We start from the raw sequence: 19,114 nt of genomic DNA on the forward strand, positions 1-19,114 counted from the left end.
ATTCATCACATGATGAATAAGTCGCGCGTGGAGGTCTCGCAGTTACGCGTGCGACGCGGGAAGGTCCGCGTCTTCGACGGCGTCGACGTGGCTATCCCGCGCGGGCAGATCACCGGTCTGCTCGGTCCTTCCGGTTGCGGCAAGACCACACTGATGCGCTCTATCGTCGGTGTGCAGCGCGTCGAGTCCGGCACCGTGACCGTGCTCGGCGAGCCGGCCGGATCGCGCGTGCTGCGGCATCGCGTCGCCTACGGCACGCAGGACGCGTCGGCCTACGACGACCTGACCATCCGTCAGAACCTGCGCTATGTCGCGACTCTGCTCGGCGCTCCGCGTGACGCCGTCGACCGGGTGATCGCCGACGTCGGGCTGGCGGCGCAGGCCGACCAGCTCGTGTCGTCGCTGAGCGGCGGAGAGGGCAGTCGTGTCTCGCTCGCGATGGCACTGGTCGGATCCCCGGAGCTCGTCGTGCTCGACGAGCCGACCGTGGGCCTCGATCCGGTGCTGCGTGCGGAGCTGTGGACTCAGTTCCGCGGTCTCGCCGAGCGCGGGGTGACGCTGCTGGTGTCGAGCCACGTCATGGACGAGGCACTGCGCTGCGACCGGCTGCTGCTCATGCGCGCGGGCCGCATCATCGCCGATACGACGCCGAAGGGGCTGCTCGCCGACACTGGGGCGGAAGACCCGGATGCCGCGTTCCTCGCCCTCATCGAACGGGATCAGCAGCAGCATCTGGACACACGCAGGTCGCGCCGAGAGGAGACGGGAGAATGAACGTCATCAGGCTCTTCGCGACCGCGGGTCGCGTGCTCTCCCAGCTGCGGCACGATCCCCGTTCGATCGCGCTGATGCTGATCGCCCCGAGCCTGCTGGTCGGCCTGTTCGCGTGGCTGTTCAGCGATCAGGAGGGCGTGTTCGACCAGTTCGGCGGCCCGATCCTCGCGCTGTTCCCGTTCATCGTGATGTTCCTGATCACTTCGATCACGACGTTGCGCGAGCGTCGCTCGGGGACGCTGGAACGGCTGATGACGACGCCGTTGGCGAAGAGCGACTTCATCCTCGGCTACGCGTTGGCGTTCGGGTTGATGGCCGTGCTGCAGGCCGTGATCACGGTCTCTTTTGCGGTGTGGATCTGCGGGCTCGAGACGGATGGACCGCTGTGGCAACTGGGGCTCGTCGCCGTCGTCGACGCGTTGCTGGGCACCGCGCTCGGACTGCTCGCGAGCGCGTTCGCGCAGACCGAGTTCCAGGCGGTGCAGTTCATGCCGCTGTTGGTGTTCCCGCAGATCATCCTCGGTGGACTCTTCATGCCGCGCGACCAGATGCCCGACGTGCTGCAGGCCATCTCGGACTGGCTGCCGCTGAGCTACGCGATCGACACGATAAACGCCGTCTCTGCCGGGGACGAGGGGTGGGATGTGTTCGGCCCGCTGCTGATCGTGGTCGCGTTCATGCTCGGGGCGCTGGTTCTGGCGTCGCTCACGCTGCGCCGCCGGACGCCGTAGGGGCGCTGCTGCATTGTGAACAGGAAGAGCGGATGCCGCGGCCGATTCGGCTCGCGGCATCCGCTCTCTTGGCTCTCCGGTTACTCGGCTGATGCGGGCGGCGGCGGGGGAGCGGCAGCCGATTCGGCCGCCTTCGTCTTCGGCTTCTTCGTGGCAGCGGGTGCCTGAGCGCCCGCGATGCTCTCGCCGATCCCGCGGCCGACGGCCTGACCCTGGATGATGGCGGCGAGGTCGAGGCCAGTGGCCGAGCTCACGCTGTCGAACACCGACTTGAGCGCCTTCGCGCTGTCGGCGCCGACGACGCCCGAGGCGCCGTCCTCGCCGGAGCTGCCGATGATCGACACGCTTCCGATCGTGGCGTAGCCCTTCGCGAACTCGCTCATGATCGTCGGCAGCACGTCGAGCACGCGCTGGGAGAGGAACGCCTCCTGGTTGGACGCGATGGCCTTGGCCTCCGCCTCGAGCGCCGCGGCGCGGGCTTCACCCTCTGCACGGATGGCGTCTGCCTCGGCGTTCGCGCGCAGGCGGCGTGCCTCGGCCTCCGCGTCGGCCTGGGCGCGGAGCGCGTCGGCGTCACCTGTGGCCTTCGCGACGGCAGCAGCTGCTTCACCGTCGGCGCGGGCGCGGTCGGCCTGCGCCTGCTGCTCGGCGATGCGGGTGCGGGCCTCAGCCTGCTTGACCTGCTCGATCGCGCTGGCCTCTGCAGCGCGTTCACGGGTGTAGAGCTCGGCCTGGGCGCGGGTCTCGGCCTCGTAGCGCTGCGCGTCGGCGACGCGCTTGACGTCGGCGTCGAGCTGCGCCTGGCGGTTCTCCGCCTGCTGCTGCAGCACGGCCTGCTGCGCCTGCTCGCGGGCGAGGTTCTCGGCCTGCTCGGCCTCGGCGCGGGCGCGGCCGATGCCGGCGTTCGAGTTCGCCGTGTTCGTGTCGAGCGCGGTCTGCTCGATCAGGTTGGCTTCCTGGTTGGCGATGTTCTTCTGGTTGATCGCGCGGTCGGCGTTCGTCTGCGAGATCTCCGCGGACTGGCGCTTGGCCTGGATCTCGGGGGCGCCGAGCGACTGGATGTATCCGACCTTGTCGGTGATGCCCTTGATCTGGAAGGAGTCGAGGATGAGGCCCTGCTCGGCGAGGTCCTGTGAGACGTCGGCGGCGATCTGGTCGGAGAATTTCTTGCGATCACGCATCAGCTCGACGACGGAGAGCGTGGCGACGATGCCTCGGAGCGCACCTTCGAGCTGCTCGGTGGTGAACTGTTCGATCGCGGCATCCTGCGAGGCGAATCGCTCGGCGGCACGACGGACGTACAGGGGATCGGAGCCGATCTTCACGATCGCGACGCCGTCGACGTTCAGTGTGACGCTGTCGAGGGACTGCGCCTCTGCGTTCAGCGAGACCTGGCGCGAACGCAGCGAGATGATCTCGTGGCGCTGCGTGATCGGGTTGACGAGAGACTTGCCGTTCACGATCACCGTGACGGGCGAGTCGACGCTCTCCGAACTGCTCGTGCCGTCCGCGTTCACGATGGCGCGTTGCACCTTCTGCTTGCGACCCGAGATGACGAGCGCCTCGTCGGCGCGGGCGACCTTGATCCAGCTGCGGGCGAACAGCAGCACGACGAGTCCGACCACGATCAGGACGACGACACCGATGCCGATGAGAATCAGAATTCCGGCGATTCCGGCGATCTCCATGAAACTTCCCTCCCTGTCCCCGCGTCCGCGGGAGACTGCTTCTTCCATCGACTATGTCAGAGATCGGCCAGCGGCCGATGGGGAGGAATGCCCGTCAGAGGCTGCGGAGCTTCTCCGTCAACGCCATGAGGGTGCGCAGTTCGTCGTCGTCGAGAGAGGACATCCGCTGTGCGATCGAGCGTCCGTGGACGGTGGCGACCGCCCGGAAGGCGCGGGCGCCGTCTTCGGTCGCCCTGATCAGCGCGCCGCGTCCGTCGTCGGGGTCGGGGCACTTCTCGATGAGCCCGCGTGCGACCATGCGGTCGACGAGTCGGGACACGCTCGGCTGGCTGATCAGCATGTTCGTCGTGACGTCGCGAAGCCGGGCGGTCATCTCCGGGGAGCGGACCACGGTGAGCAGCACGTCGTACTCCGCCTGCGTGATCGCTGCGCCGTCGAAGTCGGCGGCCATCGCCGCGAAGAGCTCATGCTGCGCACGAAACAGGCTTTCCCAGGTTTCAAGAGCGAGCTTGCGATCCGTCATGGATACAGATTAGTAGGAACGGTGAAGGGCCGGTCGGAGAGGCTTCCGGCCGGCCCTTGTCCCTTGCACCAAGAGTGTCCTGCAATCACATTCGGTGGATGCCACAGCAAACATTCACCGTGTGATCACTGTATAACGGGGCGGTAACGAATGCAACGTTTTGGTCACGGAAGTTTCGAGGCGGGCGCTGTTTTCCTGTCGCACGAAAGGTGTCGGATTCTCACGGAGGTGGCGGACCGGGTGGATTCGTAAGGGGGGTGACCGCGAAACGTGCGCAGCAAGATTGCTTCGGTTGGCGTATCCGGTGGGACGCGCATCAAGCTCGGCTGTTCAAGACATCATGAGCGCTGCAGGATCCCCTGCACCGCGGCGACGACGGCGCGCCGGTGCGCGGCTATCCGCCGGGGGTCGTCGCTGATGCCGTCCAAGCTCGTGAGGCCGGTCGGCGACAGCTGCCAGGCTTGGGCGATCGCGTAGATGAAGATGAGCACGTCGACGGGAGTCAAGGGTTCGGGGGTGGCGGCTCGGACAGCGTCCGCCTTCTCGGCGTAGACGTCGCCAGGCTCGGCCAGCGCGGACGGCCGCTCAAGCCTCGCCCACATGCTCAGGCGAAGGATGTCGGGGTGGCGTTGGTGATGGTCGAAGACCTCTCCCGCCCATCCGGGCAGGTCATCCGGGTTCGGCGGGACGTCGTGCGCGAGCTTGCGAAGCGCAGTTTCGAGTGCGGCGTCGAACAGGCTGCTCTTGCCGCCGAAGTATGCATAGATCATCCGCACGTTGCTCTCCGCGTTCTGGGCGATGCGGTCCACCCGCGATCCCGCGAGGCCGTGTTCTGCGAACTCGCCTACCGCTGCCGCCAGAATTCGCGCGCGTGTCGCCTCGGCATCCCTCATCTGCGTTCCTCTCGACTTGACGGCTCGGTGCAACATCTCTAGCTTAGAAGTAAGTAGGTATTTACTTAACTGGGGGAGAAATCATGGCCGAGCCAGGTATCGCGATTGTCACAGGCGCTGGGCGGGGTTTGGGGCACGCGACCGCCCTCGCTCTCGCAGGGCGCGGATATCGCGTTGTCGCCGCGGCCCGATCGGCAGAGGCGGCCAAGAACGTAGTTCGCCGCGTCGAGGATGCCGGAGGAGAGGCGCTTGCTCTGCATCTGGACGTCGGCGATCCGCGATCGGTCAGCGAAGCGTGCGAGCGGGTACTTCCCCTGATCGCCGCGCAGTGGCCCGGTTCCACCATTGACGTCTTGGTCAATAACGCCGGCGTGGGGCAGTTCGCGCCATTGGCCGAGGCGACTGTCGCTGACTTTGACCTCACCTTCGCAGTGAACGTCCGAGGTCCGTTCTTGATGATCCAGGCGTTCGCCCCCTATCTCTCAGACGATGCCCGCATCGTCAACCTGTCGAGTTCCCTAAGCCGGCATGTCAGCCCAGCCACCGCCATTTACGCGGCCTCGAAAGCGGCGATCGAGACGCTCTCGCGAAGCCTTGCCCTCGAGCTCGGTCCCCGGGGGATCCGGATCAACACGATCGCGCCGGGGCCCACGGCTACAGACTTCAACGGTGGTGCGATGCGCGACAACGAGGAACTCCGGCTCGGATTGGGGCAGCAGACGGCACTGGGACGAGTCGGCGAGCCCTCCGAGATTGCCGATGCCGTGGTGGCTCTTGTCTCGCCCGACATGCGTTGGGTCACGGGCGAGCACATCGAAGTGTCCGGCGGAGTCCTCCTGTGAGCACCGTCGCCGTCTTCGGTGCCTCCGGGCAGACCGGCCGACGCATCGTCGAACGCCTCGCCCAGCAGGGAAAGAAGGTGCTTGCGATCGGCCGTCGCGCGAGTATCGAGAACGCGTATCCCGGTGCCCGATCTGCTGTTGCGGACCTCACTCAGTCCACCGTGAGCGAGCTGGAGCAGCTACTCACGGGGGCGGACATGGTGGTGTTCGCCGCGGCCGGTGACCCCATTCGTGTCGACCGTGACGGCGCACTGCGCGTAATAAAGGCTGCAGAGGGTGCGGGGGTGAATCGATTCGTGCTCATCACGGGGATGGGGGTCGGGCGGACCCGTCCGCCCGAGTTGTATGGCGGTTTCTGGGACACGTACTTCGGTGCCAAAGAGGCCTCGGAACGGGTCCTGCGTGCGAGCAATCTTCTCTGGACGATTCTGCAGCCAGGAGAGCTTCTCAACTCCGCGGGGACGAACCGGGTGCAACTCGCTCCCACCGGGACGCTCCCCATCGGAAGGATCGCGCGCGACGACGTCGCGGCGGTGGTCGCCGCCGTCCTCGAACAAGACCACGCTGCGGGGAACACATGGGAGCTCGTCGAAGGTCGTTTGACCGCCGCCGATGCCGTAGACGAGGCGCTACGCGGGTAGAACCCGCTGGCTTGAAAGTGCCGGTCCGACGTTTTGGGCAGGGTGAGAGCGAAACGCGATTACCGACAACTTTCATGAGATCGGACAGCTGGGTCATCCGGTCACGCGAACAGTCATTGCCGCGCCTGGTTCCGGAATTGCGCGGGGGACAGGCCGACCACGCGCCGGAAGGCCGTGCTGAATGCGCTCTCGGACAGGTATCCCGTTTCCCTGGCGAGCTCTGAGATCGACAGCGTGTCACGGGCGAGGGCGTCGCGGGCGAGGCTCATGCGCCACTGGATCACGTACTCGAGCGGAGGTATTCCGACGTGGCGCTTGAAGGACTGAGCAAAGGCGGAGCGGGACATATGACCGATTTCGGCCAGCTCCTCCAGCTTCCACGAGTGGGATACGTCCGCGTGCACGGCGCGCAGAACGGCGCCGATGGCGTCATCGTTCAGCGCGCCGAGCCAACCTGTTGGCTGGTCGGTTCGGAAGGCGTGGGCGCGCAGCATGTGCACGAGCAGGATCTGAGCGAGGTGGTTCTCCACCAATGCGCTGCCAGGGGCGGCGAGACCGACCTCGCTGGCCAGGAGCTCGATCAGTTGAGCCAAACGAGCGCCGTGAGGATCGTTCACGCGAACGACGATGAGAGAGGGCAGAAGATCGGTCAGCAGGGCAGCGTTCCCCTCATCGAAAGCGATGTGCCCGACGCAGAGATACACGTCCTCTTCGGACTCGGGGCCGATCCGGACGAGACCGTGTTCGGCCTCCTCGAAGACCGGGGCAGCGGGGCGGGGCGTCGCATTCAGGGTGCTGGCCAGCACATACGCGGGCGGATTGCCCAGTAGGAAAGTATCGCCGGCCTGCAGGAACACGGGCTCGTGCCCTTCCAGGATCAACCAGCACGCACCGCGAACGATGCCGCCGGTGCGCACGTGAAGGAAAGGATCGAACTGCAGCGCCCACTCGCCTGCGGCTCTGACGCTGGGTCCGACCACGGTGGTGGGCCGAAGCAATCCGATCGCATCGGCCACAGGGTCTCGGAACCCGAGCAAAATGCATCCTCCTGGACGATACGTAAAGAATCATGGACTCTTGTTGATCCATCTTACGTCGACGGCTGGGCAGTATTGATGATGGCCGCATTCGGCGAAGAAAGTGATGGAGGAACCCTCGCGGAACAGTTCGCAGGCAAGACAGCCGTGATCACCGGAGGAAGCAGCGGGATCGGGCTCGCTACCGCAGTGCGGCTGGCGGATGAAGGTGCGTACGTCTTCATCACTGGGCGGCGTGAGGCCGAACTCCGTGCCGCCGTAGAGTCCATCGGCACCGACCGATCCACCGCGATCGCCGGTGACATCTCGAACCAGCAGGACCTGGACCGGCTCTACGAAGCGGTCCGAGCACGAGGCGAGGGGCTGGACATCCTGGTGGCGAACGCTGCCGTCGGAGCGTTCGTGCCCTTGGAGCAGACCACTGAGGAGCACATCGACCACACCTTCGCGGTCAACGTCAGGGGGACGCTGTTCACTGTGCAAAAGGCATTGCCGTTGATGCATGACGGCAGCTCGATCGTTCTGATCGGCTCCACAACCGCGGATCGCGGCATGGAGGCGTTCGGCGCCTATGCGGCCTCGAAAGCAGCCGTCCGGTCGTTCGCGCGCACGTGGTCCACTGAGCTCAAGGGCCGGGGAATCCGAGTGAACGTGGTCTCCCCGGCATGGATCGAGACGCCAGGGGGAACCGCGGCGTTCGACGATGAGGAGACAGTTCGAGCGGTGAAGGAAACCGTCGCCGCGACCGTACCCAAGGGACGGATGGGTCGGCCGGAGGAGGCGGCGGCTGTCGTGGCGTTCCTGGCCTCCGAACAGAGCAGCTACGTCGTCGGTTCGAACCTCTACGTCGATGGCGGTACGAACCAGGTCTGACTCGATCGCCGGCACCGGCGTTGCTACGCAGTGATGGGTGCCTCGCGGCCGACCTGGCGCAGGAGCCCTTCGAGATCGCGTTCGCCGTCGGGCGTCTGGGCGCCACGCTCCAGACTCCCGCCCATCAGTGCGCGCGCCGCGGGCTGACCGATCAGAGCAGACCACTCCGCTTCTTCGCGCTGATATCCGTCGAGAGGCCTGACGGGTGCGAGGATCCTCTTCGCAGCAGCGATGACGCCGTCGGAGAGGTTGCCGATATTGTGCGCGAGCCGGTCGACGAAAGCGTCGAGATCACCGGCGGGCACGGCGCGATTGATCCAACCGTAGAGTGCGGCGGTGTCCGCGTCGACCGCGTCGCCGGTGAGCACGAGCTCCAAAGCGCGGTTACGCCCGACGCGCTCGGCAAGGTACTGGGTTCCGCCTCCGGACGGGACGATCCCCATAAGGGACTCAACCTGCCCGATCCGGGCGGTCTCGCGGGCCGCGAAGGCCATGTCGGCGGCGGCGACGAACTCGGCACCGCCGCCCCGGGCGATGCCGGCGAGCTTGACTATCGTGACCTGCGGCTGGTTGCGGAGTAGTTCGCCCACGGCCTGGAAGACATTGATGCCCTCCGGTGCCTGCGCTGCGAGTGCACCCAGGGTATCCATCTGCTCGCCGAGGTTCATGTCGACGTGGGCGATGAAGTACTCCGGGTCGGCGCTCTCGAAGACGATCACCGCGACGGTGTCGTCGTCGCGGACCGCCGTCAACAGTTCATGGAGTTCACGCATGACGTGCGCACTGAGTGCATTCACGGGCGGGTTGTCGAGCGTGACGAACATCACCCGACCCTTCCGGCGGATGCTGATGGTGTCAGAACGGGTGTCGACCACGATTTCTCCTAGGTATTAGATGTGTGCATCGGTTTACAATGCATACCTAGGCTTCGCGCTTTCGTCGAGATCGTCAAGAACGCACTTTGAGCATCCCAGGGATGCGGGAGGATACCGCCATGCAGCCATTCAGCGCGATTGTGGACACGACCGCCGAGGTCTTCCGTGCCGACTGCGAAAGCCGGCCGATCCTCGATCAGATCGCGAACAAGTGGTCGATGATGGTGATGGGAGTGCTGGACGAACCACGGCGCTTCAACGAGATCAAGCGGCGCCTCGAGGGCATCACTCAACGTGTTCTCACGCAGACCCTGCGCAAGCTGGAACGGGACGGGTTGATCCAGCGACGCGTTCTGCCCACCTCACCCGTCGGTGTCGAGTACGCACTCACCGAACTCGGCGAATCGCTGCGGGAGCCATTCGGGCGACTGTACGACTGGACGGTCAGCAATGCCGCCGCGATCCGCCGCAATCAGTCCGCGTACGATTCGCGCTCAGCGGAGCTTCGCGGGCCGGTTTGACCCTCACGCAACGTGAGGACCCAGGCTTGCCCGCATGACTGGTTACTTCAATGCATTCGAGATGAGCCCCGTTCCGGATGGACCGGACGCGGTCGCGCCGGATCCTTTCCTCGGCATCTACGCGATGCCGATGTTCGTGAAGATCCCGACGAGAGACCTTCAGGCGTCGACCGACTTCTGGGTTCGCGGACTCGGGTTCGTCGACCTGTTCAGCGTTCCGGGGCAGATCGTGCATCTGCGGCGATGGGCGTTTCAGGACGTTCTGCTCGTTCCCGCGGATCACGACGCGACTCCGTCGGCGCCGTCGACGGTTCAGGTGTTCGTCTCGTGCGTTCTCAACCAACTCGATGCCGTCGCCGGAGCATGTCGAGAGCTCGCGCCTGATTCGGTGACGGGTCCGTACGACACGGCATGGAGAACCCGGGACATCGCGGTCGTCACCCCCGAGGGTGCCCACGTCACGTTCACGGCAGCGACACCGTTCATTCCCGACAGCGACGTGGGCCGTGATTTCGCGTCGGTCGGGATCTTCGCACCGGAAGACTCCCAAGGAGGGGCACAATGACATCGATGGTTGACAACGAGATCGATGAGGATGCGACGGTCGGTGTCGCCGCAGACCTTCTCGGCCTGACGGTGCGCACTCTGCACCACTGGGACGAGATCGGTCTCGCATCACCGTCTCGCCGCACAGCAGCCGGCTACCGCCTCTACACCTGGGATGACCTCGAGCGCCTCAGCCGAGTCGTGGCATACCGCGAAGCCGGACTCTCGCTCGACGCGATCCGAGATGTGCTCGATGATGCGACCGCGGAGATCGGGGAGACGCTGCGCGAGCAACGGGCGCAACTGGCCGAACGGATCCACGACCTGCAGCAGCTCGACGAACGGCTCGAGCGCATGACCGATGCCCACGAGCGCGGCATCCTGATGAGCGACGACGAGCAGCGCGAGGTCTTCGGAGAGGAGTGGGACCCGCAGCAATCTCGCGCGGCCCGCTTCGTATGGGGAGGGTCGAAGCAGTGGGCGCAGTTCGCTGAGCGTTCCGCGTCCAGGTCGCCGGCACAGTGGCGGGCTCTCTCCGAGGCCATGTCCGCGCTGCAACGCGACCTCGCCGATGCCGTGAGCCGAGGCGCCGAGCCGGGAAGCGCGGAGGCGGACGAACTCGTGGAACGACACCGGGAGCTGTTCTCGAACTTCTTCCCGCTGACCAGGCAGATGCAGGTGTGCCTCGGGCGGATGTTCGAGGCCGACCCAGGATTCGCGGCGTACTACAACGGGATAGGAGACGGGCTCGCGACGTGGTTCCGCCTGGCCATCGACGAATCAGCGCGTCATCACGACATCGATCCGGATGCCGCGACCTGGGAGTAGCCCGACCGCGGGGAGTAGGCCTGCGTGAGCCCGGATCACCCTCGCACCACGCTCTTTCGGCGCTCGCCAGCTGGAACCCAACGAGGGCGGTCACGCCCGACTGAAACGACTCGGGCCGTCCGGCGTGGCTCCGAAATCGACGATGCTGAACAACCGGTCCGTGGGGTCGACCAGCACCTGGGCCGTGTCGCCGACTTTCAGGCGGTTCCATCCGGAGCGGGCGCGTGCGTCGAATGGCTCGAGTCGGTCGATGAAGATCCGCAGGATCATCGCGTATCCGTCCTCGAGCGGCTCCACGGAGAGCACGGTTGCCGTCCCGGGGACGCCCTTCGCGCGCAACTGTCGCGTATCACGAGCCGATGAGCGCAACCCTGCCAAGAGCAGCAGCGCGATCAGAGCACAGATGATCGAACCAGGTACCCAGTCCTCCGCCTCTCGCGTGTTACCGGTCCCAAGATGGAACACGAAGATCGCCGGAGCGAAGAGCTGTGCGCCGATGACCGCCCAGAGCAGGACGAGCATGCCGGGGCCGAGCTCGTCGGAGGCCTGGTTCCCCCGCAAGATCGGATCCGTGCGTGTCATGTTCGCATCATAGTGAGGCGGGCGAAGACCTGATCGATCTGCCTGATGCGCCGCGACCAGATCCCGACGCGCTTGCACCGCCGCGCTTCCTCTACGACTTCGACAACCTGTTGCTCTCTCACGCCGACCGCAGTCGCGTCATCACCGAGGACTTCTGCTGTCACTCCCACCGCCCGCACGGGCCGGTGCCGTCGGTCGTTCTCATCGACGGCTTCACGGGCGGCGACCGACCTGATCGAGTAGGCGACTCCTCACCCGCACGGAAGAAGGCGAGCCGCGCGTAGGAGATCGTGCCGATTTCGATCGGCAATGCTCCTGCGCGCGGCTCGTCTCTCAGTTCATGAGAGTTCGTGACCGAACGATCAGCTGAACTGGTTCATGGTGTTGTCTTTGCCGCCGGCCTTCAGAGCGGCGTCGCCGGCGAAGTACTCCTTGTGGTTGTCTCCGATGTCGCTGCCGGCCATGTTCTGGTGCTTGACGGTGGCGATGCCCTCACGGATCTCGCGGCGCTGGACTCCCTGCACGTAGGCGAGCATGCCCTCGTCGCCGAAGTAGCCCTTGGCCAGGTCATCCGTCGACAGCGCAGCCGTGTGGTACGTCGGAAGCGTGATGAGGTGGTGGAAGATCCCGGCCTGCGCGGAACCATCGCGCTGGAAGTCGCGGATCATCTCATCGGCCAGTCGCCCGAGCTCGGTGCCGTCGTACTCGACGCTCATGAGCGCGGCGCGATCGTATGCCGAGACGTCCTTGCCCTCGGCGGCGAACCGGTCGTACGCCTGCTGGCGGAAGTTGAGCGTCCAGTTGAAGGACGGGCTGTTGTTGTAGACGAGCTTCGCGTTCGGGATGACCTTGCGCACCTCGTTCATCATTCCCGCGATCTGGGCGACATGCGGCTTCTCGGTCTCGATCCACAGCAGATCGGCCCCGTTCTGCAGCGACGTGATGCTGTCGAGCACGCAGCGCTCCTCTCCGGTTCCCGCGCGGAACTGGTACAGGTTGCTCGCGAGGCGCTTCGGGCGCAGCAGCTTGCCGTCGCGCTTGATGACGACGTCACCGTCGCCCAGCTCGGCCGCGGAGATCTCTTCGACGTCGAGGAACGAGTTGTACTGGTCGCCGAGGTCGCCCGGCACCTGCGAGACGGCGAGCTTCTGCGTGAGACCCGCACCGAGCGAGTCCGTGCGCGCCACGATCACGCCGTTGTCGATCCCGAGCTCGAGGAATGCGTAACGCACCGCGGTGAGTTTCGCGATGAAATCCTCGTGCGGCACCGTGACCTTGCCGTCCTGGTGGCCGCACTGCTTCTCGTCGGAGACCTGGTTCTCGATCTGGATGGCGCAGGCGCCCGCCTCGATCATCTTCTTGGCGAGAAGGTAGGTGGCCTCCGGATTGCCGAAGCCGGCGTCGATGTCGGCGATGATCGGCACGACATGGGTCTCGTAGTTGTCGATCTGCGACTGGATGAACTCCTCCGTCGTCTCGTCGCCTGCCGCGCGGGCATCATCGAGCTTCGTGAACAACAGGTCGAGCTCGCGGGCGTCGGCCTGGCGGAGGAACGTGTACAGCTCCTCGATGAGCGCAGGCACGGAGGTCTTCTCATGCATGGACTGATCGGGAAGCGGCCCGAACTCGGAACGGAGGGCGGCGACCATCCACCCGGACAGGTAGAGGTAGCGCTTGTTCGTCGTCTTCAGGTGCTTCTTGATCGAGATGAGCTTCTGCTGACCGATGAAGCCGTGCCAGACGCCGAGCGACTGGGTGTAGAGCGAAGAGTCGGCGTCGTACTCACTCATGTCGCGGCGCATGATGTCGGCCGTGTACTGAGCGATCTCGAGTCCGGTCCTGAACCTGTTCTGCGCCCGCATGCGGGCGACGGACTCGGGGTTGATGGCGTTCCAACTGGAGCCGTTCTCGTCGGTGAGAGTGCGGATGGCGTCGATGTCGTCTTGGTACGCAGTCATTTCGATTCCTTTGCGGTGGTGGCTGTCAGCAACCACTCTGCGCCAAGAAATGTGTCTCTTCCGGCCATCTGGCGTGTGAAGACTCGCGAAAATTCTGCTTTCTACAAGGACTATGCGGGCCGACGACTGCGTCAGGCCTGACGGTCGTCGAAGTCGGCCTGATGCGCAGCCACGTCATCACGGTGCGCTTCAGCCCAGAGCTTGAGCTGTCGCATCGTGCGGTGAAGAGAGAGGCCGAGCTCGGTCAGCTCGTACGACACCGTCACGGGGACCGTCGCGCGCGCACTCCGCGCGACCAGGCCGTCGCGCTCGAGCGATCGGAGCGTCTGGGACAGCATCTTGGGACTGACTCCTGCGAGCACACGGGCGAGTTCGGAATACCGCATGGGCCGGGGATCGTCATCGCAGTCGGGCCCGCTTCCGAGCGCCGACATGACCAGGGTCACCCATTTTCCTGACACCCGTCCGAGTACCTGCTGGCTCGGGCAGGCCGCGAGGAACGCGTTGTACTGCGCCTTCGCTTCGGCCTTCTTCTGGGCTGCGGTCGTCGTCGCCATGATCCTCCGCACGGGTATCAACGTACTTTCAGGTAACTACTTCCTATACGGTAGTGGGTCGTTCAGGGTAGTGGGTGACATCTTTTCCGTATGGCCATCGAAAGGCACCTATGAGCACCGCATCCCACGAACTTCCCGGCGGCAGCTGGACCCTCGGCGACAGGGTGGTCCCCCGCTTCGGCTACGGAGCCATGCAACTGGCCGGACCGTGGGCGTTCGGACCGCCGCGCGACCACGAGGGCACCATCGCAGTGCTCCGCGAAGCGGTCTTTCACGGCATCACCCACATCGACACGGCGGAGACCTACGGGCCCCGGGTGGTGAACGAACTGATCCGTGAGGCGCTGCATCCGTACGACGACAACCTGCTCATCGCGACCAAGGCGGGCGGGCGCCGCGACGAGAACGGCGGCTGGCCGAGCGCACGGAGACCCGACGAACTCCGCCAGCAGGTCGATGACAACCTCGAGACGCTCGGCGTCGAGGTGCTTGACCTCGTGCACCTTCGCCTCGGTGATGCCGAAGGCCCCGTTCAAGAACGGATAGGCGACGCGTTCGAGACTCTCGTCGATCTGCAGCGGCAGGGCATGATCCGCGATCTCGGTGTCAGTAACGCCACCACGGAGCAGGTCGAGGAAGCACAGTCGATCGCACCGATCGTGTCGGTGCAGAACATGTACAACCTCGCCGTGCGCCACGATGACGCGTTGATCGATCGGCTCGCCGCCGAGGGAGTCGCCTACATCCCGTTCTTTCCACTGGGAGGGTTCACTCCATTGCAATCGGATGCACTCTCAGCGGTCGCCGCGCGCGTGGGGTCGACACCGATGTCCGTCGCGCTGTCCTGGCTGCTGCGCCGATCGCCGAACATCCTGCTCATCGCCGGCACGTCGTCGGCCGCGCACCTGCGTGAGAACATCGCCGGGTCGCGCCTCGAGCTGTCTGACGGCGATCTGCAGGAGCTGAATCGGATCGGCGGGTAGCGGAAGGCGCTCATCCCGCCGGAGGCGCCACCGTCTCGCGGATCGTGAGGGTCGTCGCCAACTCGACATGACGTGAGACGGGCGGTTGCCCCGCGGCCAGGGATTCGACGGTCTGCACGGCCATCCGGCCCATGTCCTCCAGGTGCTGACGCACCGTGGTCAGGGGCGGTGTCGTCCACGGTGCCTGCGGAGTGTCGTCGAACCCGATGACGCTGAGGTCTTCCGGCACCCGCACGCCGAGCTCGCGCGCGGTTGCCAGGACGCCGACGGCGATCTCGTCATCCGCAGCCATGATCGCCGTCGGCGGGTGGGCGGCTGTGAGCATGTCCCGGGCGTGCCGGGCGCCGGCCGCCACGTCGAACTGGTCCGACACCGCCATCGAGGGGTCGGCTTCCAGATCGGCAGCATCGAGCGCGGCGCGGTATCCGTACAAGCGATCTCGTGCGGCCACGGACGACTCCGGCCCGCCGATCCATGCGATCCGGCGGTGGCCGAGCGAGATCAGGTAGTCGGCCGCGGCCCGTGCGCCCGCCCAGTTGCTCGACGCGATGCTCACCAGTCGGCGATGCGCGGTGTCGACCGGGTCGACCATCACGAAGGGCAGCTTCGCCTCGGCGGCGGCATCGAGCAGAGCATCCGGTCTGGACAGCGTCAATCCGACGACGCCGATCACGCCGGCGGCACGCTGCTCGGCGATCCACGCATGTGCGACAGCTCGCTGGGTGCGCACCGTGCGGTCCGGCGCGAGCCGGGTCAGCAGGTCGAGGCGGTTGTCGGTGGCCGAGGCGAGAACACCCTGGAGGACGTTCAGGATGTACGGCGAAGCGGGGATGTCGAAAGCGACGGCGATCGCGCGACGCCCCTCCGTCGCCGGCGAGGTCGTCGGGCGGTAGCCGAGCTCCGACACGGCGGCGAGCACGCGTTCCCTGGTCTCCGCAGACACATCGTCGCGACCGTTGAGCGCCTTCGACACGGTGGCCTTGGACACGCCCGATGCGGCGGCCACATCGGAGAGCGTCGACTTGCGCGGCGTGGCCGAGCTGGAACTCATCCCTCATCCTTCCGAAATTGTTTCGGTTATCTGCGCCGTTATCTAACCGTGATACTGCCGACTCGACACTGAATGGCAGAGCGCGCTACCGTGAACCTGCATCCAAGCATAGCGAAACAGTTTCGTAAAAACGAGACATTCACTCGATCAAAGGAGATTCTCGATGGTTCTTGATGTGTCGGTGTCTACCGTACTGGCAGACAGAGAACCCGCCACCGAGCGGGTGCTGCGGCACGTCTGGAACGAGTGCGTCGGCGCAGGCAGGGCCAACGAGGCGCTGCGTGCGGATTGGCAGGCGCACTTCCGCGAGGCCGTCGATGCGCTGGGCGTCCGGCACGTCCGCTTCCATGGGCTCTTCCACGACGACATGTTCGTGTACCGCACGGAGAACGGCGGCGGATTCGGCCCGTACACGTCGCTGCCGGAGCCCGTGCACACCTTCGCGTACGTCGACAAGGTGTTCGATGCGATCCTCGACACCGGAGCGCGCCCGTTCGTCGAACTCGGATTCATGCCGCGTGCGCTTGCGACGCAGACCGAGACCCTGTTCTGGTGGAAGGCGCACTGCAGCCCGCCCAAAGACATGAACCGCTGGGTCGAACTCGTCACGGCGACGGTCCGGCACTGGATCGACCGGTACGGCATCGACGAGGTCAGGCAATGGCCCTTCGAGGTCTGGAACGAACCGAACCTCGTGCCGCACTTCTGGACCGGCACGCGCACGGAGTACTTCGAGCTCTACGAGGCCAGCGCGAGGGCGATCAAGGCGATCGACTCCCGCATCCGAGTGGGTGGTCCATCCACGAGCGTCTTCGTCCCCGACGAGCGGTATGCCGGCGAATACCACGATCCGGCCCTTGAGGTCGAGACCGCTGAGACGGCCGACCCCGACAGCCTGGACTGGCAGCCGGTGTGGATCCACGAGTTCCTCGCCTACTGCGCCGAGCGCAGCGTGCCACTCGATTTCCTGTCGACCCACCTGTATCCCACCGATTACGCCGCCGATTCGACCGGGCGGGGCAAAGCGATCACCCGTCACGCGGACGCGACACGTCAGGACCTGGAGCTCATGCGCGAGATCATCGCGCACAGTCCGTACCCTGACGTCGAACTGCACATCACCGAGTGGTCGACCTCGCCGTCAAGCCGCGACGCGATCCACGACACCCTGTTCGCGGCACCTTACATCGTGCGGGCGTTCCTCAAGGGGGAAGCCCTGGCGGAATCGATCTCCTACTGGACCTTCACGGATGTCTTCGAGGAGGGCGGTGGCGGCATCGGCCCCTTCCACGGCGGTTTCGGGTTCGTGAACGAGCAGGGCCTGCACAAGCCGACGTTCCACGCCATGGCCATGCTCAACAGGCTGGGCGACAGACTCGTGCACGAGGCGTCGGACGGCGTGTTCACGCGCTCCTCCAAGACCGGTGACGTGTCCGCCGTCTTCTACAACTATCCGGATGAGATGGGTGGGGCGGGCCTGGAGTCGCGCTCCGACTATCGCAGCACACGTGATCTGGCTCTCATCGGCTCCGCCCGTGGCATCCGGCACACGCTCGAAGGACTGAGCCCGAGAGCCGAGTTCACCCTCGAGATCCTCGATTGGGAGCACGGCAACGTCGCGGAGGCATGGCATCGGATGGGATCCCCCCTCAACCTCAGCCGCGAGCAGACCGCGGAACTCCGAGAGACCGCGGACCGCCTCGACCGGAGGACTCTCACCGTCGGCGACGACGGGGCACTGCACATCGACTTCGAACTCCCCGCGTGGGCGGTCGCCTCGATCGCTCCACAGACCCACTAGATACACGAACTCACACACGAAAGGACTCGAAGATGAGGACCAAGAGGAAGGCCATCGCGTTCACGGCGATCGCCGCATCGACAGCGTTGATTGTGTCCGGCTGCAGCGGAGGCGCAGATGAGGGCGGTGGCGGAGAGACACCCGAGACGCTCACCGTCGCCACCTGGGTGGACATCCCGCCGGAACTGCTCGAGCAGTTCACCGAGGAGACCGGCATCAAGGTGGAGGTCAACTCCTTCGCCGACGGCGCCTCTGCTCAGACCGTGCTGCGCAACGGTCTTGCCTCCAACGGTGCCGGACTGTCCGATCTCCACCTCGTCGAACTCGACTGGTGGACCGAGATGATGGCGCTCCCTGAGGACTGGGTCACCCTGCCCGCAGTGGAAGACCGGTGGGTCGACTGGAAGGTCACTCAGGGATCCGTCGGCGACGAGATCAAGGGCTACGGGATGGACATCGGTCCGCTCGCGATCGCCTACGACTCCACGCTCATGGAAGCCGCCGGTCTCCCCTCCGATCCCGAGGGCTTCACCGAGTTCATCGGGGGTGAGGATGCCACATGGGAGTCGTTCCTCGACGCCGGAAGGCAGTTCACCGAGGCATCGGATGCCGCATGGATCGACTCCACCAGTACCGCGATCCAGGCGGCGATCAACCAGCTCCCCGCCGCGTTCGAGGATCCGGACAGCGGCGATGCGGTCGCGCTGGCCGACAACGATGATGTGAAGGATCTGTTCACGATGTTCGGCGAGGCGGCCGAGGAGGGCGTCTCGGCCGGAGTCGGGATCGGTCATGCCGACTGGGGCGCCGGATTCCAGGCGCGCCGGTGGGCCACGGTCATCACACCCGCATGGGCGACGGGCATCATCGCCGAGAACGCTGCGGGTCTCGAGGGCTGGCGGATCGCGGATGCCTTCCCCGACGGCGGCGGCAACTGGGGCGGCTCCTTCTTCGCCGTCCCGGCCGCAGGCGCGCACACCGATGCGGCCGTCGAACTCGCGGACTTCCTCACCTCGCCGGAGGCCGCTGTATCGATGTTCCTGCTGAACGGTCAGTTCCCGTCGCAGCTCGAAGCGATGCAGGACCCCGCCGTCGCGGAGACCGCGAATGAGTTCTTCGGCGGCCAGGAGACCGGTGCCATCTACGCGGGTCTGGCCGAGTCGGCCGGTGACAAGGCGGCCGGTGGATTCCGCGGTGTGAATTTCGCCGGAATCCAGACACTCGTCATGGACGGCATCCGTCGCATCGAATCAGGCAGTGAGGATGCCGCAGCGGCATGGACCTCATCGGTCGCCGAGTTCGATGCACTCGGGCTGACCGACTGACCGACCGAGCATGCAGGGCCGTGGCCCGTTCGATCCCGGGCGGGCCACGGCGCACACGCGTTCACAATGAAGGTGAAACAGGCAG

The 19,114-nt window shown here is 65.7% G+C and carries 21 protein-coding genes; 12 read left to right on the top strand and 9 right to left on the bottom strand.

Features of this window, described 5'->3' with window-relative positions; all coding sequences use genetic code 11:
• Nucleotides 1-9: 9 nt before the first annotated feature.
• Both ACYVG2_RS08835 and ACYVG2_RS08840 read left to right on the top strand, forming a co-directional pair.
• Entirely contained in the window at nucleotides 10-774 is a 765-nt protein-coding gene (locus ACYVG2_RS08835) for an ABC transporter ATP-binding protein (protein WP_460780617.1), read from the top strand.
• Nucleotides 771-1,505 carry an ABC transporter permease gene (locus ACYVG2_RS08840; RefSeq protein WP_460780618.1) on the top strand — a complete coding sequence of 245 codons (735 nt, stop codon included), beginning with the start codon at nucleotides 771-773 and terminating at the stop codon, nucleotides 1,503-1,505. The genes ACYVG2_RS08835 and ACYVG2_RS08840 overlap by 4 nt, the downstream gene beginning before the upstream one ends.
• Before the next feature lie 80 nt (nucleotides 1,506-1,585).
• Here ACYVG2_RS08840 and ACYVG2_RS08845 read toward each other — a convergent pair whose 3' ends face one another.
• The 3 genes from ACYVG2_RS08845 to ACYVG2_RS08855 all read right to left on the bottom strand — a co-directional run bounded on the left by ACYVG2_RS08845 (nucleotide 1,586) and on the right by ACYVG2_RS08855 (nucleotide 4,609).
• A complete protein-coding gene (locus tag ACYVG2_RS08845) occupies nucleotides 1,586-3,193 on the bottom strand; it encodes an SPFH domain-containing protein (RefSeq protein WP_460780619.1) in 1,608 nt (535 codons plus the stop codon).
• A 94-nt stretch (nucleotides 3,194-3,287) separates the two neighbouring features.
• Nucleotides 3,288-3,716: a MarR family winged helix-turn-helix transcriptional regulator gene (locus ACYVG2_RS08850; RefSeq protein ID WP_448966411.1), complete on the bottom strand. Its 429-nt coding sequence runs from the start codon at nucleotides 3,714-3,716 to the stop codon at nucleotides 3,288-3,290.
• A gap of 338 nt (nucleotides 3,717-4,054) precedes the next feature.
• A complete protein-coding gene (locus ACYVG2_RS08855) occupies nucleotides 4,055-4,609 on the bottom strand; it encodes a TetR family transcriptional regulator (protein ID WP_460780620.1) in 555 nt (184 codons plus the stop codon).
• Nucleotides 4,610-4,692: 83 nt separating this feature from the next.
• Here ACYVG2_RS08855 and ACYVG2_RS08860 point away from each other — a divergent pair, with 83 nt between their 5' ends.
• Both ACYVG2_RS08860 and ACYVG2_RS08865 read left to right on the top strand, forming a co-directional pair.
• Nucleotides 4,693-5,451, top strand: coding sequence for an SDR family NAD(P)-dependent oxidoreductase (locus ACYVG2_RS08860; RefSeq protein WP_460780621.1), 759 nt, complete (start codon nucleotides 4,693-4,695; stop codon nucleotides 5,449-5,451).
• On the top strand, nucleotides 5,448-6,092 hold the full coding sequence (locus ACYVG2_RS08865) for an NAD(P)H-binding protein (RefSeq protein WP_460780622.1): 645 nt from the start codon (nucleotides 5,448-5,450) through the stop codon (nucleotides 6,090-6,092). Before ACYVG2_RS08860 ends, ACYVG2_RS08865 begins: the two co-directional genes overlap by 4 nt.
• A 113-nt stretch (nucleotides 6,093-6,205) precedes the next feature.
• Here ACYVG2_RS08865 and ACYVG2_RS08870 read toward each other — a convergent pair whose 3' ends face one another.
• Nucleotides 6,206-7,072, bottom strand: coding sequence for an AraC family transcriptional regulator (locus tag ACYVG2_RS08870; protein WP_460780623.1), 867 nt, complete (start codon nucleotides 7,070-7,072; stop codon nucleotides 6,206-6,208).
• On the opposite strand from ACYVG2_RS08870, the gene ACYVG2_RS08875 reads away from it, so the two are divergent.
• Nucleotides 6,956-8,002 carry an SDR family NAD(P)-dependent oxidoreductase gene (locus ACYVG2_RS08875; protein ID WP_460780624.1) on the top strand — a complete coding sequence of 349 codons (1,047 nt, stop codon included), beginning with the start codon at nucleotides 6,956-6,958 and terminating at the stop codon, nucleotides 8,000-8,002. The genes ACYVG2_RS08870 and ACYVG2_RS08875 overlap by 117 nt on opposite strands.
• Before the next feature lie 23 nt (nucleotides 8,003-8,025).
• Here the strand turns inward: ACYVG2_RS08875 and ACYVG2_RS08880 are convergent, their stop codons facing one another.
• Nucleotides 8,026-8,877, bottom strand: a complete 852-nt coding sequence (locus ACYVG2_RS08880; protein ID WP_460780626.1) for an enoyl-CoA hydratase/isomerase family protein — start codon at nucleotides 8,875-8,877, stop codon at nucleotides 8,026-8,028.
• Nucleotides 8,878-8,996: 119 nt separating this feature from the next.
• Here ACYVG2_RS08880 and ACYVG2_RS08885 point away from each other — a divergent pair, with 119 nt between their 5' ends.
• From ACYVG2_RS08885 to ACYVG2_RS08895, 3 genes are read left to right on the top strand one after another with little or no spacing between them, the layout of a single operon-like run.
• Nucleotides 8,997-9,398 carry a winged helix-turn-helix transcriptional regulator gene (locus tag ACYVG2_RS08885; RefSeq protein ID WP_460780627.1) on the top strand — a complete coding sequence of 134 codons (402 nt, stop codon included), beginning with the start codon at nucleotides 8,997-8,999 and terminating at the stop codon, nucleotides 9,396-9,398.
• A gap of 34 nt (nucleotides 9,399-9,432) precedes the next feature.
• The gene (locus tag ACYVG2_RS08890) at nucleotides 9,433-9,963 is read left to right on the top strand and encodes a VOC family protein (RefSeq protein ID WP_460780628.1); all 531 of its coding nucleotides are present in this window, start codon (nucleotides 9,433-9,435) and stop codon (nucleotides 9,961-9,963) included.
• A complete protein-coding gene (locus ACYVG2_RS08895) occupies nucleotides 9,960-10,772 on the top strand; it encodes a MerR family transcriptional regulator (protein WP_460780629.1) in 813 nt (270 codons plus the stop codon). Before ACYVG2_RS08890 ends, ACYVG2_RS08895 begins: the two co-directional genes overlap by 4 nt.
• A 90-nt stretch (nucleotides 10,773-10,862) precedes the next feature.
• Here ACYVG2_RS08895 and ACYVG2_RS08900 read toward each other — a convergent pair whose 3' ends face one another.
• The gene (locus ACYVG2_RS08900) at nucleotides 10,863-11,354 is read right to left on the bottom strand and encodes a hypothetical protein (RefSeq protein ID WP_460780630.1); all 492 of its coding nucleotides are present in this window, start codon (nucleotides 11,352-11,354) and stop codon (nucleotides 10,863-10,865) included.
• Here ACYVG2_RS08900 and ACYVG2_RS08905 point away from each other — a divergent pair.
• Nucleotides 11,348-11,638, top strand: a complete 291-nt coding sequence (locus ACYVG2_RS08905; protein ID WP_460780631.1) for a DNA glycosylase AlkZ-like family protein — start codon at nucleotides 11,348-11,350, stop codon at nucleotides 11,636-11,638. The two genes, ACYVG2_RS08900 and ACYVG2_RS08905, sit on opposite strands and share 7 nt — an antisense overlap.
• A 78-nt stretch (nucleotides 11,639-11,716) precedes the next feature.
• Here the strand turns inward: ACYVG2_RS08905 and ACYVG2_RS08910 are convergent, their stop codons facing one another.
• Nucleotides 11,717-13,312 carry an isocitrate lyase gene (locus ACYVG2_RS08910; protein WP_448966402.1) on the bottom strand — a complete coding sequence of 532 codons (1,596 nt, stop codon included), beginning with the start codon at nucleotides 13,310-13,312 and terminating at the stop codon, nucleotides 11,717-11,719.
• A 131-nt stretch (nucleotides 13,313-13,443) separates the two neighbouring features.
• Nucleotides 13,444-13,869 carry a winged helix-turn-helix transcriptional regulator gene (locus tag ACYVG2_RS08915; protein WP_460780632.1) on the bottom strand — a complete coding sequence of 142 codons (426 nt, stop codon included), beginning with the start codon at nucleotides 13,867-13,869 and terminating at the stop codon, nucleotides 13,444-13,446.
• A 110-nt stretch (nucleotides 13,870-13,979) separates the two neighbouring features.
• On the opposite strand from ACYVG2_RS08915, the gene ACYVG2_RS08920 reads away from it, so the two are divergent.
• Nucleotides 13,980-14,852: an oxidoreductase gene (locus tag ACYVG2_RS08920; RefSeq protein WP_460780633.1), complete on the top strand. Its 873-nt coding sequence runs from the start codon at nucleotides 13,980-13,982 to the stop codon at nucleotides 14,850-14,852.
• A gap of 10 nt (nucleotides 14,853-14,862) precedes the next feature.
• On the opposite strand, the gene ACYVG2_RS08925 is transcribed toward ACYVG2_RS08920, so the two are convergent.
• A complete protein-coding gene (locus ACYVG2_RS08925) occupies nucleotides 14,863-15,903 on the bottom strand; it encodes a LacI family DNA-binding transcriptional regulator (RefSeq protein WP_460780634.1) in 1,041 nt (346 codons plus the stop codon).
• 163 nt (nucleotides 15,904-16,066) lie between these two features.
• Here ACYVG2_RS08925 and ACYVG2_RS08930 point away from each other — a divergent pair, with 163 nt between their 5' ends.
• Complete coding sequence (locus ACYVG2_RS08930) at nucleotides 16,067-17,704, top strand: GH39 family glycosyl hydrolase (protein WP_460780635.1); 1,638 nt, start codon at nucleotides 16,067-16,069, stop codon at nucleotides 17,702-17,704.
• A gap of 32 nt (nucleotides 17,705-17,736) precedes the next feature.
• A complete protein-coding gene (locus ACYVG2_RS08935) occupies nucleotides 17,737-19,029 on the top strand; it encodes an ABC transporter substrate-binding protein (RefSeq protein ID WP_460780636.1) in 1,293 nt (430 codons plus the stop codon).
• Nucleotides 19,030-19,114 lie beyond the last annotated feature (85 nt).

This window comes from Microbacterium shaanxiense (assembly GCF_054779995.1).